The following is a 16,105-nucleotide window of genomic DNA, read 5'->3' on the forward strand; positions in this document are numbered from 1 at the left end:
CCATCTTGATTGAGCTTCTGCAATAACCGGGTAATTTGACGGGTGGAAAGATTCAGGATTTCAGCAGCACGGACTTGGGTAATACGATGATCTCGAACGTCTTGCAGAACTGCAAGACGTTGAATTTCTTTGTCAGACATAGTGATCAGCATCTATATTTTATATCCAGTCCATGGTGATAAAAATCATCATAAACCAGACATTTTTATTGGTGAGAATATAGACACTTTAAATGGGTTCTAACAGTTGTACTTCGTATAAGCTCTATTATGTTAAATCAGGTTTAAAACTTAATATCATGTGAATTAAAGTAGGTCGGATCAAACTCTATCTCTCCTATTTCATCCTCGATAATTTGCATGTAATCGTCATATCTTGGATGTTTGGGGTCTTGTAATGCATCTAAAATATCAAGATATCCAAAAATTCCTCCAATATCTTCAAATGGAGCATGATTTTGACCATCTATACAACATGGATATTTTTTATTTAAATCAGGAGATTGTCTGCTTTCTACAGTAATCAAATGTTCCCAACAATCGCCAAAATCATATGTATATATAATTTTTTTACCTACACGTAGAACTTCTTTCAATTTTTGTCTTTTATTGATCTTTTCATGCTTAATAGTCGTGAATTCATGTAAATGGCTATCTTCCCAATCAAAAGCAGATTGAATTGCCTTATGGAGCCTAGATAAAGTAGCTGCCGATGAAATTTGAATAGTTCTCCAGATTTCAGGATCACTACCTAGCAGACTAATTTTTAATTGAAAAACTTCATCAGAAGATTTGAGCTTTACAGTTCCCATAACAGCCTAGTTCTCAAAAAATAGTTTTAGTAAATCTAAAATTAACATAATACACGTTATACGAAATTCTTCTTGAAATTTTCTATAAGCATCAATATCTTAACTAAAGCTGTTTCAGTAAACAGCGCACTGGAACGGCTTTTTATTGATTTTCCACGTTTACCGCCTACTTTTTAAGCAATATTTCACGTTTTTTGTTAGTTAGATGCAACAATCATCATTTAAAGACGTAAAAAAAGGCAGCTTCAGCTGCCTATTGAAATCCCGAAAAATTAGATGCCGTATTTCACACGGTACGCTTCCATTTTCGCCAAGGCTTCAGTTTCGCCTTTTGCATCTAAGAAAGTCATTAAATCTTTCATAGTGATTAAAGCATGTACAGGAATTTCTAACTCTTTTTGTACTTCTTGAATCGCAGACAAATCTCCCTGACCTTTTTCTTGACGGTCTAGCGCCACCAATACGCCCGCAATTTGTGCGCCGGCATTTTTCAGAATAGTCACTACTTCACGAATCGCAGTACCTGCAGTGATCACATCATCAATGATCCAGACTTTTTTGCCTTCAACTGATGCACCCACAAGCACACCACCTTCACCATGGTCTTTCGCTTCTTTACGGTTAAAGCCCCAAGGTACACTCACACCATGGTTTTGTGACAGTGCGACAGCCGTAGCAGCAACAAATGGAATACCTTTATAGGCTGGGCCAAAAACCACTTCTACATTATCGCATTGTGTTAATTTATCAGCATAGCCCGAAGCCAATAACGACAATGCTTCACCGTCATTCAAAAGACCCGCATTAAAAAAATAAGGACTCACACGACCCGATTTTAAAGTAAACTCACCAAATTTAAGCACACCACGTGATAATGCCAGTTCGATAAAAGCTTGTGGATTAAATGCCGCTTGCGCTGTCATGAGGTGCTCCATTTTTTTAAGTTTGAGGTTAAACCTGAGCATGATACCAAAGAGTAGCTATCCAAGTGATCAAAAAATTCTGCGTGTCGTTTCAATTAATGTGAATGGTCTACGTTCAGCAGAAAAGAAAGGGATCTTTGACTGGATTGCACAATCCGATGCAGATGTGATCTGTATGCAAGAAAGTCGGATTACCCATGAACAATGGACAGATAAATTTAAGCCTGAAGGTTGGTACACTCACCTGTTCCCTGCAGAACGTCCAGGCTATGCAGGTACTGCGATTTATAGCCGCCTACCCTTTGTATCAGTGAAAGATGGTTTAGGCTTTGAATTAGCCGATAGCCAAGGGCGCTTCATCTCTGCTGAATTTGATTTAGGTTTAGGTCAAACAGCACATATTTGTTCATTGTATTTACCTTCAGGTTCTTCAGGTGAAGAAGCTCAGGCACGTAAAGATTTATTTTTAAACGAATACAAACAAATCTTGAAACAATGGCGAGCTGAAAATAAATCAGTCATTGTTTGTGGCGACTACAACATCGTACACAAGCGTATTGATATTAAGAACTGGTCAGGTAATCAAAAAGCCTCTGGTTGCTTACCACATGAACGTGCTTGGCTCGACCATATTTATGATGAACTTGGCTATGTCGATACTTTCCGTGAAGTGCGTAAAGAAGCTGAATTGTATTCATGGTGGTCGAACCGTGGTCAGGCACGTGCAAAGAACGTCGGTTGGCGTATCGATTACCACGCTTGTTCACCAGATTGGAAAGAACGTACAGTCAATGCTTGGGTGTATAAAGAAACATGGTTCAGCGACCATGCCCCAGTCGTAATTGATTATAAAATTTAAACAATCCCGACTAATTGAGTAAACACATGTTTACTCAATTAGTGGTAATTTCTTACATTACAAGACGTATTAGTGGATATGTCTCACGAATTAAAAGTAGCATTATTGTCGCACGGCACAGGGACATGTCAGGATGACACAAATGGATTGGACGCCGAAGGAAGTATTAAAACAAACTAAATGATTTAGCTTGTTTTCAAGGATGTGACAATGGACGTTGTAATGAGACCCGCATGATCAGGATGATTAAATGCGGGTTTTCTCTTTTTTAGCCCCTCACTTTTCAAACTTTATTATTTTTATGCGCCCATTCTTCTTGGGATAATCTTTTTGTTATTCTAAATTCGGGCGTCTTGCACTGAATTGTTATGGCTTTAATGACTTATTTGCCTATGGCTTTCTTCTCTGATCATTTTGATGCCGTGATATGTCAGATGTATGACAGCACTGCGACAATCTCATGACAACATAGAGCTTTGTATAATTATTCGATAAGCTAGATGCAAATTTAAAGTATCACTCCGACATTAAGGATATTGGCCCATGCTAAAAATTTATGGCATCAAAAACTGTAATTCTATGAAAAAAGCCTTCGATCTACTGAATGAATTGGGCTTGGCCTATGAATTTCATGATTATAAAAAGCAAGGAATTGATGCAGAATCTGTGAAAAAATGGATTGATGCTGCTGGTCAAGATGTCGTCTTAAATAAGAAAGGCACAACATGGAAAAAATTGAATGAGGCAGAACAACAAGATGCCCTTTCAAGTGAAAGCAAAGTCATTGAAACGCTCACAACCCACACCAGCATGATTAAACGCCCAGTTTTAGATACAGGTACTGGACTCATTATCGGCTTTGATGAAGCCGCATATCGTGCATTAAAATGAGTTATTGCATCTACATGTAATCCTCATGCAGATAAATGACAGACATGAAAAAGCCTGACATTGTCAGGCTTTTTTTTAATTCTCGAATACTTAGTTAGCGCGAATCCATGTTTGGTTACGACCTAATGCAGCAACACCGATAAAGCCACGAAGCTCTAATTTTTTACCGCCATCCGCTATTTGACCTTTCAATTTGTAGGTTTTACCAGATTGTGGATCAAGAATCGAACCATTTTCATAGCTTGTGCCACCGACATTTTTAAGGCCAGTTACGATACGTAAGCCTTTTAATGATTTGTTGTGGTACGGACCTTCACATTTTTTACATGCGTTTTCTTCACCTGGTGTCAACACAGATTGGATACTTGCTGAAAGCGTTCCATTCTTTTGCTCAGTGAATTTCACGATCGCTTTAGGTTGCTTCGTTTTGTCATCAATGGTTTTCCAAGTGGTGCCATTTAGAGGGTCTGCCGCATTTGCCAATGCTGCTAAGCTCATCAATCCTAATGCTAGTACAATTTTTTTCATTTTTGTTTGTTTCCCTGGTCTGGTATAGACCACTCTAGTATTCGAAAGTCACAACAATTTATCAATTTTTGTATGTGACCGTTTAGTGTAACCTTGTAATTTGTGTTGGTAAATATACCCACCCACTCCCAAAATGATAAAAAGATGGAAAGACAATGAAGATATCCCCACTGACGAAACAACTGATTACAGAAAACATTTTAAAGGCGACGATTCGTAAACCGAGCCAGTTTAATTTACCGCCGAATACGCTGCGTTTTGCCCTTGAACAAATGTGTCGTGTTTTCCCTCAAAACCCAGACGTACAGGTGCGTTCAATTCGCCTCGCTGGCTTACATGCAGAAGAAATCAAACCACAACAAGAATCAACACAGCTGATTTTCCACATCCATGGAGGAGCATTCTTTTTAGGCTCCATGAATACGCATCGTGCATTTCTGACACAAGTCGCAGCACGAACACAAATGCAGGTTTTACATTTAGATTATCCACTATCACCTGAAGCCCAATATCCTGAAGCATTAGATGCACTATTTGATGTCTATAGCGTGCTACTCGATCAAGGCATCCAGGCCAAAGATATTATTTTGTCGGGAGATTCTTGTGGCGCTAACCTAGCACTCGCGTTGGCGCTTAAAATTCAAAAGGAACAGATGCCACAAGTCAGCGGCCTAGTGCTAATGTCCCCATTTCTGGACTTAACTTTGACCAGTGAATCACTGCGTTATAACCAAAAGCATGATGCGCTATTAAGTATTGAAGCCTTAGAAACAGGCATTGATTACTACGTGCCACGTGCAGCCGACCGTGCCGACCCTGAAGTATCCCCATTCTTTGCTGAACTTGGTGGCTTACCGCCCATCCATATTCAAGTTGGTTCAAAAGAAATTTTATTGGACGATGCGCAGCGTTTTAAACAAAAGGCTGAACAAGCTGGCGTCGATGTGGAATTCAAGCTTTACACGGGGATGTGGCATAATTTCCAAATGTTTAGTCCATGGTTTGAAGAAGGCAAACGTGCATTAAGCGACTTATCTGACTTTGCACACCGACTCGATAAAGACTAATCAAAAGACAAAAAAAAGGTCAGCATCGGCTGACCTCAATGAGGAAGGTTACAAATTTAACTTAGGTTGAATTCTCTTAGAATTATATGGCTTGAATTTGGCTTTGTGCACTCGCCAAAGCCTGTGCTTTCATGTCTGGACCCATATTCACACCTTCTGCACGAATAATTTCAATATCATTCACACCAGTGAAATTAAACACAGCTTTCAGGAAACCTTCTTGATAATCCACTGGGCTATTTTCGCCATACACACCACCACGACTACTTGCGATATAGACTTTCTTTTCACCAGCTAAACCAACAGGTCCTTGCTCGGTATATTTAAAGGTCCGACCAGCCACGCTAATTCGGTCAATCCACGCTTTGAGCGTTGAAGCCAAACCAAAGTTATACATAGCTGCACCAACAACCACGACATCTGCATCTAAATATTGCTGAATCAATTGCTCACCTAAAGCCGATTGTTCGGCGTTTTGGCCCATTAATATTTCACTGCTTAAATGTGGAATCTGTTGCTGCGCCAAATCAAGATGCTCAATGTTTATATCTGCACCATGTTTTTGTTGCAGTTGTTTAACGATTTCTGCACTCAACTGACGTGAAATAGATGCGTCGCCCATGATGCTTGAATCAATATGTAGAATTTTCATTGTGAAACCTAAGACTGTTGTTTTAACTTGAGTACAGTTTAATAAAATCTCACAAATAGAATAATCCCTATCGATATGACACTATGTTTTATTTTTAGAACAATATAAGCACTCAGTACTACTAAAAAAATCTCCAAACTCATCAGTATAATTTAATGATTCTGTCTATTTTTTCGTGTTAATGTACTAGATAGAAATGATATCTATTTAAACTTTAAGAAAAAAACTGATAACACCAACAAGGCAACAACACAGTATGAAGATGCAATCAAACATACGTGACGTCATCCTCCGCAATAAAATCACGCAATATCTACTCGAAGATGAAGTGGTGATGAATTGGAGTATTCTAAAAAAATGTATGCTCATGTTGATCCTTGGGTCTGCAATTCATCTTATTTGGATTGTGTGGAAAGCAGCCATTATTTTGTCACCAGACTTATGGCAATGGGTTAATCTGCCTTTAGTTAAATCACAGCTTTGGACCAATATTGTTTTTTTTGTATTGCTGATTGCTTTAATTTGGCCCTGCTATGCTTGGAAAAATAGCCATAAAGTGCAAAAAATCTTGCCTTATTTGGCGGTTGGCATCTTCGTTATTTCACTATGTCGCGATGGCTATCTAGTAGGGGTCATGAGCCCTGCTACCATGATTTCATACGTCAGCTTAGTGACTGTGGGTTTGGTGCTGTTTACCCGTAAAATTGTCTATAGCATGCTCATTCCTGCGACCATTTTCTTAGCCATCAGCATGTATTTCAGTTTACGTGGTGATATTGCGTATGCACCCCTGTTTCAACCTGATGCCTATGGTTATAAAAATAGCTTTTGGCTGTTTTCAATGATTTTCTTTATTTTGCCAATTTTGCTGACCTGTTTGGCATTGTTTGAAATTTTACTGAGCCAATGGCGTCATCGAGAACAATTAATTCAAAAACTGAGTCAGGTCGATCCTCTCACCAATTTATTTAACCGACGTAGCATCAATCAGTGCCTAGAGCAGCTTGATTCCGCTCAAAAAAGCAACTATGCCCTCGTACTACTTGACCTTGACCATTTCAAACGCATTAACGACCAATATGGTCACAATAAAGGCGATGAAACATTAATATTGGTCAGTGATATTTTAAGTCAACATTTACGTGGGAGTGATGTGGTGGGCCGCTTTGGCGGTGAAGAATTTATTTTGGTATTGCAAAATTCAAATCTAGAGCAATCTATGCACGTGGCCGAGCGCTGCCGAAAAGCCATTGAAGAGATTGAATTATTCAGTGATGATGGTCGACAAATTTATGTGACTGCAAGTTTTGGTATTGCCATTTCAAGTCCTGAATTACGTCCTCAACAATTACTGAGCAATGCTGACCAAGCACTTTATGCGGCTAAAGCCGGTGGACGCAACCGCATCAAATCTTATCAGCCACAACAGATTTTACCGGATGCCATCTAAAAGAACGTTAACCCACGCAAATTAACGTGGATACTGTTCCATTCCGACAACAGTCGCTTCTTGCAAGGCAGCTTCAACCCATTTTTTCATTGCGGGATGCTGTAAAACCAAATCCATATACTGCTGTGTTTCCACACTCACAGGTAACTGGAAGGTTTTAAAACGGGTAATAACTGGGGCAAAAAATGCATCCGCAATGCTAAATTCACCACATAAAAATTGAGTAGCTTGTTCTCGGCTCGCCCAAATACGTTCAATTCGTGCTACTTCTGCACGTAGTTCGGCATGCTGCTGCCAAAGCATTGCACCATGCGCTGAAAAATCAGCTTGTATATTCATGCTGCATAAACTGCGTAAATGACTAAAGCTACTGTGCATTTCGGCACAAATACTACGCGCCCATGCACGTTGTGCACGATCTTGTGGCCAGAGCGCATGGTTGGGAAATTGCTCTGCCAGATATTCACAAATTGCTAGAGAATCCCAGATAACCAAATCACCATCTTGTAGAACTGGAACTTTGGCATTGTCATGTACGGCTTGGATTCGACGCTTAAACTCACCCGTATATGGATCTGCAGCAAAAGGAATCATGACTTCTTCAAAAGGCAGTTTAAACGCCTGTAAAACCAACCAAGGACGCATCGACCAGGTCGAGTAGTTTTTATTGGCAATATACAATTGCATCATTTTTCTTCTTCCTGATCTTTGAATTGAGCGATTTGTTGTAATAATTCCGCTTCACTAAATGCACCCGTTAATCGTAAGCCACGAATTTCCCGATGTGAACGATCCAAAAATAAATATGTCGGTGGACCTAAAATATCCCATTCATTTAATAATGTTTGGTGTGTTGCATCATATTGGCTCAGATCCAATTTAATTAAAAAATAGGGTGCCAAAGCCTGTTGTATAGCCTCTGCCTTTAATACTTTATGTTCAATCGGCTGACATGCCACACACCAATCTGCATAGACATCAATAATCGCTTGCTGACCTGTAGGGATTTGCGTGAGTAACTGTTTGAATTGATCTGCACTTTGCGCCACATGCCAATTGATTTGCGCTGTACCCTGTGGTGCAAAGAAACGTTGACTGTGCTGATATTGGCTATATGCAATATAAGGAACAGCTAGAAACAATACGATGATATAGAGCCATTTTAACTGGGTACTCCGCCAAAGTATTCGCCACAGCACATAGGCACTAAAAACAAGTCCTAAAGCCAATGAAAGCCATTGCAACCATGCTTCACTTATTAACGGGCGAATGAAATAAAGTGCCAAAGCCAACATGATAAAAGCAAATAACACTTTAATTTGGTTCATCCACAAGCCAGCTTTAGGCAAGACCCTTGAGCCGAGCACACTCGCCAGCAATAATGGCGTACCCATACCAAAACCAAGGGTAAATAGCAGTAATGCACCCTGCCACTGACTTTGGGTTTGTGAAATAAACAATAACGCACCGGCAAGTGGTGCTGTCATACATGGCCCCACCAGTAATGCCGAAATCATGCCCATGACCCCAGCACCAACTAAGCTTCCACCTTTTTGCATGGCTTGTGCTTGATCTAAGCGATTGACAATGCTCCTCGGCAACTTCAATTCAAATAAACCAAATAAATTCAGTGCAAAGACCACAAATAACAAGCTAAATGCAATTAATGTTGAGGGCTGCTGCAACCAACGCTGGAAATTTAAACCTGCGGATGATGCCACTAAACCTAAAATTGCATACACCGTTGCCATACTGCTAACAAAGGTCAATGCGATCATCCATGCTTTCAAACCACGACTATCACGCACAATCAATGACGTTAAAATTGGTAGCATTGGCAATGAACATGGGGTAAATGCCAACAAAAAACCCAAACCAAAGAACAGTAATAAGCCATAAAAAATCGAGCTTTGTGCTAATTTTTCTGACCACATTTGATCACTTGCAGTCACGCCTTTTGCTGTATTCAACGCCGCATTTTCAGCACGCTGTTGATCTAATGTAGCAACTGTTTGATCTACGTTGCTAGGTGCAGCTAAATCTAATAAACGTTTAGAATGGTTAGCTAAATTTTGTTGCGTCACCAAACCATTTTCATCGGTTTCAAATGCAATATTTTGTGGTGGATAGCAAACACGATCTTTAGCACAGCCCTGCCAACTCACTTGATAACGTTGATTCTTTTGGGTTGGAACATGGAATTGCAATTGCTGATAATAAACTTGCGTATGACCGTAGTTATCATCTTTTAAATCTTCGGCAGGTGGCAAGTCGAGTGACAAAACTTGATTGCCTTGTTTCACTTCGACTTTATGTTGGTACAGATAATAATGTTCTGGAATAGACCAACTGAGTGAGGCTTGATCAGCACGATCTGACATAACCGTGAATGGAAAAGCCTCTTCAGCCGAAAGCAGTGCTTCCTGCGCAGATGTCACTAAACTGAAAGTCAGCATCCCGATTGCCGCAATACACGTCCATTGTTTCATTCAGCTGAATTTCATCCTCAGTTTAGATATAGATTTTTTGAAGCTTAGAACAAATAAGATACGCCTAAGCCTGATTGATAATTTTTATGACCACCGGTTAATTCTAAACCGACGCTTGCATCCAATTGCATACGCTCAGATACCGCATAAGTCAGACCAGAAGCCAATGAAACTTGCTGATCTGTACTTTCAGCTTTGCGATAAACCAGCTCTGAAAAGCCTGATAAATTCCCAGCAATTTTATACTCAAGTCCAGGAATCGCGCTCACGGCCCAATCTCCGTCCTGCACTTCATAACGCATGGTTATTGACGTACCAATCATATCGCTATAGTCATACGCTACAGCAGAACTTAGACTGTAAATATCGTCGTCCTGACTAAAACCGTCATTACCCGTGGCAATGATTGCTTCAGCGAGAAGTGCCATTGAAAGTTTATCATCGTTTAAATCAATGGCTTTTTTCAAACCAATACTGACATCCCCTAAGCCATCATCTTCAACCGACTTGCCTGCAACTTTGGTTTTAGACCAAGTTGGGCCTTGCCAACCTAATTGTAATTCTAGGCCATCTGCCAAACCTGTACGAAATAACATGTCTGCATTTAAAGTCGTAGTTTTCACTTTATCGCCATTTTCATCAGTCGACTCTGTATAGCTTGCACTTGGCAGACCCTGTTCCCAAGCCAGACGACCAACGGGAGTAATGCCTGTTCCCATACCTGCACCAGGACGGTCGAATGAGAATTCAGCCGCCATTGCAGATAAACTCAAACTCGTTAGTGCAGCAGCACCTAAAACTTTAAAAACAGTCATGTTAATTCTCTCAATATTAAGCTAATTCTTTGGTCATTTTTGCGCCATGGCTACGCAAAAGTTCAAGGGTTTGTTTTTCTTCTTCCAATGCTTCTGACCAATTGATAGCGTCAAAATCACAGTCAAAAAATAATTCACTGATTGACGATAAAATCGTTAAACCATCGCTATCAATCATATTAGGATTTACTTTTTCATCTAATAAACGCTGAACAGCAGGCACACATGCTGCACTTGCAGCATCCCAAAGTGGTCCGTAGATTTCTTCAGCATCCCATAAATGAACATTGGTTTTAGCCTGAATCATGGCCTCTAAAATGTCCATATGAATTTGTAGATGTTGTTGTTTCTGTTCTGAGCTTAATGGTGTACCTGATTCATACGCTTCACACACCGTTTCCCACCACTTAAACAAACCATCTGACCATACTGAAATGGCTGGGCCTTTTTCAAAGTCAATAAAATTCGGATTTAAGCCATCTGCTAGCAGACGTTGCACCTGTGCAAGATCCTGTTCTTCTAAAGCCTGCACAAAAAGCTGTTGTTGCGCTGTTAACATCTGGGAAGCTCACTTCAATTTATTTTGGATCTATTATGCCGAATATTGCTACGTTTGTTTGAATTTCATGTAAAACAAAACGCAAAAAAAAAGCCCCGAAGGGCTTTTTTAAGAAAGCATTACTCGTCGTCGAGCTGATCACCGGCATCTGCATCAGCAAAGGCTGGTTGTGTACTCCGCGGGTTTTCTTTCTTTTCAAATAAGTGCTCAAGGCTACGTTTCAAACGATCAATCGCACCGTGAATTGCTGTATCGACGTTGTGACCACGATGGTTCACCACCACAGGCTTTAAACCTGCCGGACGTGCTTCGATCATACATTTAATATCGTCGCTACCGCCCTTGTCCCCGTTTTCATCACTTAAATGCACCGAAAAGTGAGTAATGCGTTCACTATGGCGCTGAAATTCTTCATTAAGTTCTGCACGAACGTATGTAATTAATCGATCACTATTAGGAATGTTTTTATCTGTACGGATTTCTATGTTCATAATATCATCCTCATATCTATCTGTAATATCTATAAATATTTGTGCAAAACTTATTATCTTGGCACGTTACACTTGCTGTTTAATTAACAGCGATGACCATCTTCAACTTAGTATGGAACCTTGTCCTCCACATTGAATGATGAACACTTTAGAGTCTGCAGATCCGTGTCCTTATACTTTGAATATCGGTCTTATATTGACATTTTGCAAGTGCTATTTTGATATTTTTTTAAAACCCATAAAATAAATAAGGTTTTATTGTTCAATTTATAAAAAAAAGTTGATCTATTTCATGTTTTTTGTATTTTTTTCCAATGGGTAAAAAATAATCTTAAGGTTTTTTATGCAATTACCGCATATTAATTGCATCTATATGAATTTATGAGACTTCCTTGCAGTGCACTCATTTACAAAGTTTTTGTCCAATGAGTCAAATTTGGCTTTATTTTTGCTTAATAATCTGTATGCTTTCAATGCTTCTTGGGGGAGATATTTTAATGAAACTTACACAATTAGTTGCTACATGTGCATTGGCTTCAGCTGCTGCATTCACACAAGCTTCACCTATCGTATGGCAAGATTTCAGCTTAACTGGCTTATATGGTGAAAATTATGTTGTGCCTTTTGATGGTGACAACAATGAACAGAAAACGATCACAGCTGAATATGCCGCTAAACTGAAATATTCAGATGTATTCTTCTTCGTTGACCAAGCTTGGGACAAAGATGATGAAGCATCGACTTACCTTGAGCTAGCACCGCGCCTTAGCTTAGGTGAAGTTTCTGGTAAAGACCTTTCTATGGGTCCAATCAAAGACGTTCTTATTGCAACGACTTGGGAACATAATGCTGGTTACGATCACCATAACTCTGAATTTAACAACTTCTTGTACGGTGTAGGTTTCTCTCTCGATATTCCATATACACAATATGCGAATGTGAACTTCTATAAAGCAGCAAACGACAAAACTAAAGATGATTATCAAATGACAATCACTTATGCCGTGCCGTTTAAATTAGGTTCAGAAGAATTTTTAGCAGATGCTTTCCTTGATTGGTCTACTGCTGAAGCAAACCATGCAAGCGAATTAAACTGGACATCTCAGTACAAATGGAATGTGGGTAAACACATTTCACCAAAAACTAAATTATATGTTGGTATCGAACATTCAGTTTGGAACAACAAATATGGTCTGAAAGGTCAGGACCAAAACGATGTCAGCGCATTGGTGAAATACCACTTCTAAGTTCAACTCAGAACGCGATGAAGAAAAAAGCAAGGTTCATCACCTTGCTTTTTTTATGTCTGTAAGCAGACAATCTATTTCATTTTATTCGAATAATAACCATGACTTTTTCTATTCGACCTGCGAACTCAGCTGACTTAGGCACAATTACTCGTATATATCAGCATGAGGTTTTACATGGTTTTGTGACTTGGAATGAACAGCCTTATTCTATTGATGACTTTCAGAAAAAACTCACTGAATTTAATTCACAAAATTTTCCTTTTTTTGTGATTGTCGATCAGGAACAGCAGCAGATTGCAGGCTATGCTGACTACGGCCCATTTCGCAATTTTTCAGGCTATCGACATACCGTTGAACATTCGGTCTATATTGACCCAGCCTATGCCCGCCAAGGTTTAGGCTCAATGCTTTTAGCACATCTTATACAACATGCAAAAATGCAGGACGTGCATGTGATGATTGCTGGGATTGATCATGGTAATACTTCATCAATTGCATTACATGAAAAATTTGGCTTTAAACAAACCGGATACATGCCTGAAGTGGGGCAGAAATTTGGGCAATGGCGTGATTTGGTGCTAATGCAGTTACAGTTAGACTAAATTAGTCCTCACTCTCCCAACACACAAAATAAATACGCCAATAAAAAAAGCTTTTGCACCATCGCAAAAGCTTTTTTGAAGAACGCTCAATACATTAAAAATGTGGCTGAGTAATAAAGATTAAATCGCCACTAGATCTCGAATGCCTTTTTCCGGCATTTCTACTCCACTGCCCTGTGCAATTACTTGCCCACGTGCCATGACGGTATAACGATCTGCCAACTCCTCGGCAAAGTCATAAAACTGTTCAACCAAGACTATAGACATATTTCCACCATCAGCCAGTTTACGAATCACCCGACCAATATCTTTTATAATTGAAGGCTGAATTCCTTCAGTCGGTTCATCCAAAATTAATACGCTCGGCTCGGATGCCAAAGCACGGGCAATGGCGAGCTGCTGCTGTTGACCACCGGATAAATCGCCACCACGACGATGTTTCATTTCATCCAACACCGGAAAAATTTCATACAGATGTTCTGGCACTTTTTTGGTTTTAGCCCCTTTAAATTTTGCCATTCCGATCAAAATATTTTCTTCAACCGTGAGGGTGGAAAAAATATCGCGTCCTTGTGGCACATACGCCAAACCCGCACGTACCCGCTGCTCTGGACTAAGCTTGGAAATGTCCTGTCCATCCAGCAAAATCTGTCCCGACTTAATCGGTAAAATACCCATGAGGCATTTAAGCAAGGTGGTTTTACCGACACCATTACGTCCTAATACCACAGAACACGCACCAATCGGTGCACTCAAGGATACATCTCTTAAAATATGGCTCCCGCCATAGAACTGATTGACGTCTTTGACTTCTAACATGGTCTGCTCCTTAACGCCCGAGGTATTTTTCAATCACATCTTCATTGGCTTGAACTTCTGCCAATGTGCCTTCGGCTAAAATCGCCCCTTGTGCCAACACCGTGACTTTCTCACTGATGGTGTCAATAAAACTCATATCATGTTCGACCACCACAAGGGTATGATTTTTTTTCAGCTCCAAACACAATTCGGCGGTGCGTTCGGTTTCGGCATCGGTCATCCCAGCCACAGGTTCATCTAGCAAAATCAGCTTTGGGCGTTGCATCAGCAACATACCAATTTCCAACCATTGCTTTTGCCCATGCGACAGTAAACCAGCAGGTTTATTGATGAATTCCTGCAAGCGAATTTGCGTTAATGATTCATCCAAAGCATTTTGCGCATCAGGATCAAGCCGACTAAAAAAGCTTTTTTTCACCCGCTTATCTTTCGGTGCCGCCAGTAGTAAATTTTCCATCACGGTAAAATTTTCAAATACTGTCGGTTTCTGGAACTTACGTCCAATACCCGCTTCGGCAATTTGTTCCGTGCTCATTTTGGCCAAATCATAGGTTTGCCCAAAAAATGCTGTGCCTTCGGTGGGACGGGTTTTTCCGGTAATCACATCCATCAATGTCGTTTTACCTGCACCATTGGGACCAATAATGCAGCGTAATTCACCTTCATTGATGTACAACGACAAATCATTTAAGGCGCGAAATGAATCAAACCAAACACTGACTTTTTCCAAGTACAACGCAATACCATGACTGAAATCTGCGCCTTGCTCTTTGGGACGACCATAAGCTTCGGAAGCATGTCCGCCATGCGGTTGAACGACATCACTCATTCGCTACGCTCCTTTTTAAACCGTTCTAATAAGCCAATCACCCCTTTTGGAAGGAAGATGGTCACTACAATAAATAGCGCGCCTAAGATCAATAACCATGCTTCTGGATACGCCACGGTGAAATAGGTTTTCATACCATTGATTAAACCTGCACCCAGAATTGGACCGATTAAAGTGCCACGGCCACCGGCTGCGACCCAAACCGCCATTTCAATCGAGTTCACTGGGTTCATTTCACTTGGGTTAATAATGCCGACTTGGGGTACATACAGCGCGCCTGCAATACCGGCAATCACTGCAGAAAGTACCCAAGCCGATAGCTTGTACCACAGTGTTCGATAGCCCAAATATTGCAAACGGTTTTCACTGTCACGAATCGCACCAAGCACCCGCCCATAGGGTTTATTCATTAAATGACGCAGTCCAATAAAAGACAGCATCAACATCAAAGCTGTCAGAAAACATAGACTGGCACGCATCGGAGCCGAAGTAATATCCATGCCTAAAATCGTCTTAAACCCAGTAAAACCGTTGTTGCCACCAAAACCCGTTTCATTACGGAAGAACAATAAGGCCGCAGCAAAAGTCATGGCTTGGGTGATAATCGAGAAGTAGACGCCTTTAATTTTCGAGCGAAATGCGAAAAAGCCAAATATAAATGCAATCAGACCTGGAACGAGTACCACCAAAGCTAAGGCCCAAACAATATGTTCTGTGCCAATCCAATACCACGGCAATTCTGTCCAACTGAGAAAGCGCATAAAGTCAGGTAAGCCACCGCCTGCCGCTTCACGCATGAGGTACATGCCAAAGGCATAACCGCCCAAGGCGAAATACAAACCATGACCGAGACTTAAAATACCGGCATAGCCCCAGACTAAATCAAGTGCCAAAGCGACTAAGGCCAAACACATGATTTTGCCAATCAAAGTCACCCAATAAGCAGATAAATGTAGTGCTGAATCACTGGGTAAAACATGCAACCATGGCAAGATCAATAAAATCGCAAAGCACACCGCAATGGCAGTACCACTATAGGGTTTATCGGATAATAGAGAGGTGATTTTCAT

The 16,105-nt window shown here is 40.4% G+C and carries 19 protein-coding genes; 6 read left to right on the forward strand and 13 right to left on the reverse strand.

From position 1 onward, the window contains the following. From FTT84_RS06445 to pyrE, 3 genes are all read right to left on the reverse strand, one after another. Positions 1 to 152 (reverse strand): helix-turn-helix domain-containing protein (locus FTT84_RS06445; RefSeq protein WP_180080569.1); only part of this gene is annotated, 152 nt, incomplete at its 3' end. A gap of 131 nt (positions 153 to 283) precedes the next feature. Then, entirely contained in the window at positions 284 to 811 is a 528-nt protein-coding gene (locus FTT84_RS06450; RefSeq protein WP_000537572.1) for a plasmid pRiA4b ORF-3 family protein, read from the reverse strand. Between the two features lie 272 nt (positions 812 to 1,083). Beyond that, entirely contained in the window at positions 1,084 to 1,734 is a 651-nt protein-coding gene (gene pyrE, locus FTT84_RS06455; protein ID WP_180080566.1) for an orotate phosphoribosyltransferase, read from the reverse strand. Positions 1,735 to 1,774: 40 nt separating this feature from the next. Here pyrE and FTT84_RS06460 point away from each other — a divergent pair, with 40 nt between their 5' ends. Both FTT84_RS06460 and FTT84_RS06465 read left to right on the forward strand, forming a co-directional pair. After that, positions 1,775 to 2,593 carry an exodeoxyribonuclease III gene (locus FTT84_RS06460; protein WP_067761647.1) on the forward strand — a complete coding sequence of 273 codons (819 nt, stop codon included), beginning with the start codon at positions 1,775 to 1,777 and terminating at the stop codon, positions 2,591 to 2,593. 543 nt (positions 2,594 to 3,136) lie between these two features. Continuing rightward, complete coding sequence (locus FTT84_RS06465; protein ID WP_067761649.1) at positions 3,137 to 3,484, forward strand: Spx/MgsR family RNA polymerase-binding regulatory protein; 348 nt, start codon at positions 3,137 to 3,139, stop codon at positions 3,482 to 3,484. 90 nt (positions 3,485 to 3,574) lie between these two features. Here the strand turns inward: FTT84_RS06465 and FTT84_RS06470 are convergent, their stop codons facing one another. Then, on the reverse strand, positions 3,575 to 4,012 hold the full coding sequence (locus tag FTT84_RS06470; RefSeq protein ID WP_067761651.1) for a DUF2147 domain-containing protein: 438 nt from the start codon (positions 4,010 to 4,012) through the stop codon (positions 3,575 to 3,577). 155 nt (positions 4,013 to 4,167) lie between these two features. Here FTT84_RS06470 and FTT84_RS06475 point away from each other — a divergent pair, with 155 nt between their 5' ends. Continuing rightward, the gene (locus tag FTT84_RS06475) at positions 4,168 to 5,079 is read left to right on the forward strand and encodes an alpha/beta hydrolase (RefSeq protein WP_180080563.1); all 912 of its coding nucleotides are present in this window, start codon (positions 4,168 to 4,170) and stop codon (positions 5,077 to 5,079) included. 82 nt (positions 5,080 to 5,161) lie between these two features. On the opposite strand, the gene FTT84_RS06480 is transcribed toward FTT84_RS06475, so the two are convergent. Then, entirely contained in the window at positions 5,162 to 5,731 is a 570-nt protein-coding gene (locus FTT84_RS06480; RefSeq protein WP_180058529.1) for an FMN-dependent NADH-azoreductase, read from the reverse strand. Positions 5,732 to 5,987: 256 nt separating this feature from the next. Here FTT84_RS06480 and FTT84_RS06485 point away from each other — a divergent pair, with 256 nt between their 5' ends. Beyond that, positions 5,988 to 7,181 (forward strand): GGDEF domain-containing protein, encoded by a 1,194-nt coding sequence (locus tag FTT84_RS06485; RefSeq protein WP_180080560.1) that lies wholly within the window; start codon positions 5,988 to 5,990, stop codon positions 7,179 to 7,181. Between the two features lie 21 nt (positions 7,182 to 7,202). On the opposite strand, the gene FTT84_RS06490 is transcribed toward FTT84_RS06485, so the two are convergent. From FTT84_RS06490 to FTT84_RS06510, 5 genes are all read right to left on the reverse strand, one after another. Next, on the reverse strand, positions 7,203 to 7,871 hold the full coding sequence (locus tag FTT84_RS06490; protein ID WP_180080556.1) for a glutathione S-transferase family protein: 669 nt from the start codon (positions 7,869 to 7,871) through the stop codon (positions 7,203 to 7,205). Beyond that, positions 7,868 to 9,670 carry a protein-disulfide reductase DsbD gene (gene dsbD / locus FTT84_RS06495; protein ID WP_180080553.1) on the reverse strand — a complete coding sequence of 601 codons (1,803 nt, stop codon included), beginning with the start codon at positions 9,668 to 9,670 and terminating at the stop codon, positions 7,868 to 7,870. Before dsbD ends, FTT84_RS06490 begins: the two co-directional genes overlap by 4 nt. A gap of 44 nt (positions 9,671 to 9,714) precedes the next feature. Next, the gene (locus FTT84_RS06500) at positions 9,715 to 10,485 is read right to left on the reverse strand and encodes a transporter (protein ID WP_180058526.1); all 771 of its coding nucleotides are present in this window, start codon (positions 10,483 to 10,485) and stop codon (positions 9,715 to 9,717) included. A 16-nt stretch (positions 10,486 to 10,501) separates the two neighbouring features. Further along, positions 10,502 to 11,044 carry an ankyrin repeat domain-containing protein gene (locus FTT84_RS06505; protein ID WP_067761664.1) on the reverse strand — a complete coding sequence of 181 codons (543 nt, stop codon included), beginning with the start codon at positions 11,042 to 11,044 and terminating at the stop codon, positions 10,502 to 10,504. Positions 11,045 to 11,163: 119 nt separating this feature from the next. Further along, entirely contained in the window at positions 11,164 to 11,535 is a 372-nt protein-coding gene (locus tag FTT84_RS06510; RefSeq protein ID WP_067761666.1) for an HPF/RaiA family ribosome-associated protein, read from the reverse strand. Positions 11,536 to 12,032: 497 nt separating this feature from the next. Here FTT84_RS06510 and FTT84_RS06515 point away from each other — a divergent pair, with 497 nt between their 5' ends. Then, positions 12,033 to 12,782 carry an outer membrane protein OmpK gene (locus FTT84_RS06515; RefSeq protein WP_180080550.1) on the forward strand — a complete coding sequence of 250 codons (750 nt, stop codon included), beginning with the start codon at positions 12,033 to 12,035 and terminating at the stop codon, positions 12,780 to 12,782. Positions 12,783 to 12,883: 101 nt separating this feature from the next. Next, a complete protein-coding gene (locus FTT84_RS06520) occupies positions 12,884 to 13,387 on the forward strand; it encodes a GNAT family N-acetyltransferase (protein WP_180080547.1) in 504 nt (167 codons plus the stop codon). A 120-nt stretch (positions 13,388 to 13,507) separates the two neighbouring features. Here FTT84_RS06520 and urtE read toward each other — a convergent pair whose 3' ends face one another. Genes urtE through urtC form a run of 3 tightly spaced genes read right to left on the reverse strand, consistent with a single transcriptional unit; the run spans position 13,508 to position 16,105 of the window. After that, a complete protein-coding gene (urtE, locus tag FTT84_RS06525; RefSeq protein WP_180058523.1) occupies positions 13,508 to 14,206 on the reverse strand; it encodes an urea ABC transporter ATP-binding subunit UrtE in 699 nt (232 codons plus the stop codon). Between the two features lie 10 nt (positions 14,207 to 14,216). Continuing rightward, positions 14,217 to 15,035, reverse strand: coding sequence for an urea ABC transporter ATP-binding protein UrtD (urtD, locus tag FTT84_RS06530; RefSeq protein ID WP_067761672.1), 819 nt, complete (start codon positions 15,033 to 15,035; stop codon positions 14,217 to 14,219). After that, entirely contained in the window at positions 15,032 to 16,105 is a 1,074-nt protein-coding gene (gene urtC / locus FTT84_RS06535; protein WP_180080544.1) for an urea ABC transporter permease subunit UrtC, read from the reverse strand. Before urtC ends, urtD begins: the two co-directional genes overlap by 4 nt.

The sequence above is a fragment of the Acinetobacter sp. YH01019 genome (assembly GCF_013420285.1).
Classification (GTDB): Bacteria; Pseudomonadota; Gammaproteobacteria; order Pseudomonadales; family Moraxellaceae; genus Acinetobacter; species Acinetobacter gandensis.